The organism is Dietzia sp. DQ11-44, assembly GCF_014145205.1.
GTDB classification, from domain to species: Bacteria; Actinomycetota; Actinomycetes; order Mycobacteriales; family Mycobacteriaceae; genus Dietzia; species Dietzia natronolimnaea.
On the sequence record NZ_JAALEC010000338.1, the window covers coordinates 1 to 1,743 of the forward strand.

1 protein-coding gene is annotated in these 1,743 nt (G+C 70.1%); it reads left to right on the forward strand.

Features of this window, described 5'->3' with window-relative positions; all coding sequences use genetic code 11:
* Positions 1 to 350: 350 nt before the first annotated feature.
* Complete coding sequence (gene gdhA / locus G6018_RS09145) at positions 351 to 1,697, forward strand: NADP-specific glutamate dehydrogenase (protein WP_179523534.1); 1,347 nt, start codon at positions 351 to 353, stop codon at positions 1,695 to 1,697.
* Positions 1,698 to 1,743: the final 46 nt, after the last annotated feature.

The window sequence follows — 1,743 nt, forward strand, 5'->3', positions numbered from 1 at the left end:
ACTCCAGGTGCGGCGGCGGGGGAGGTGGCGCATGGGGTCACTGTTCCTATCGGGACGGGAAGGGAACCGGCCGGGTCCGTGACCGTAGATCGTATGGCCGGATCCACGTCCGCGGGGAATTTCGCCCGGGGTGGTCCGCCGCGGGTCCGGGCGCGGCCTGGATCGGTGGTGGAAGCGGACAGACGCTAGGCTGCGGCACGGCGGCGACGCGGTTCCGGCCGTGACACCGGCCTGCGGAACCTCGGTCCGAGGTGTCGCCCGAGGCGGGTGGTCCGCGTACACGTAGTCCCCAGCCCTCACGCCGCAGCCCTCATATCGCCCCCAGACCGCAGCCCCTGACCGGAGGTCCCATGTCCGACGCCGACGCCGCACTGCACGATGCGCTCGAGTCCGTGGTGGCCCGCAACCCCGGGCAGAAGCTCTTCCGGCAGGCCGTGCACGAGGTGCTCGAGTCGCTCGCCCCCGTGGTCGCGCAGCATCCCGAGTACGTCGAGGGCGGGATCCTCAAGCGGATCGTCGAACCCGAACGAGTGGTGTCCTTCCGCGTGCCGTGGGTCGACGACTCGGGAGTGATCCAGGTCCAGCGCGGCTTCCGGGTCCAGTTCAGCTCCGACCTGGGTCCGTACAAGGGTGGTCTGCGGTTCCACCGGTCCGTCGACGAGGACACCCTCAAGTTCCTCGGCTTCGAGCAGGTCTTCAAGAACGCGCTCACGGGCCTGGGGCTGGGAGGTGGCAAGGGCGGCTCCGACTTCGACCCCCACGGTAGGACCGACGGCGAGGTGATGCGCTTCTGCCAGTCGTTCATGGCCGAACTCGCCCATCACATCGGGGCGGACCTGGACGTGCCCGCCGGGGACATCGGCGTGGGCGGCCGCGAGATCGGCTACCTGTACGGCCAGTATCGGAAGATCACGGGCCGGAACGAGGCGGGGGTGATCACCGGCAAGGGGATCGGCTACGGCGGGTCCTGGGCGAGGACCGAGGCCACGGGCTACGGGCTCGTCTACTACGTCCGCGAGATGCTCCGCGAGACCGACTTCAGCCTCGACGGCTCCCGCGTTGTCGTCTCCGGGTCCGGGAACGTGGCCCTCTACGCGGCCAGGAAAGCCACGCAACTCGGAGCCACCGTCGTGGCCTGCTCCGACAGCTCCGGGTACGTGGTCGACGAGAGGGGCCTCGACCTGGACCTGCTCGCCGACGTCAAGGACGTCCGACGCGAGCGGCTCTCGGTCTACGCCGAGGAGCGGGGTGACTGCGAGTTCGTCGAGGGGCGTTCGGTGTGGGAGGTGAAGTGCGACATCGCACTGCCCTGCGCGACGCAGAACGAGCTCGACGGCGACGCCGCGCGGACCCTGGCGGGCAACGGGTGCCGCCTGGTGGCCGAGGGGGCCAACATGCCGTGCACCGAGGAGGCCGTCGAGGTGATCCGCGAGAAGGGCATCCTGTTCGGACCCGCCAAGGCCGCGAACGCGGGCGGTGTGGCCACCAGCGGGTTGGAGATGCGCCAGAACGCCGGTCGGCTGCAGTGGGACTTCGAGCGCGTCGACTCCGAGCTCGACCGCATCATGACCAACATCTATGCCACCACGGCCGCGACCGCCGAGGAGTACGGGATGCCCGGCGACCTGGCGGCCGGGGCCAACATCGCCGGCTTCCGCCGCGTCGCGGACGCGATGCTCGCGCAGGGCGTCATCTAGCTCAGGTCGTCCGTTCCCCAGTCGGGAAGAGCGTTCCGCACGCATC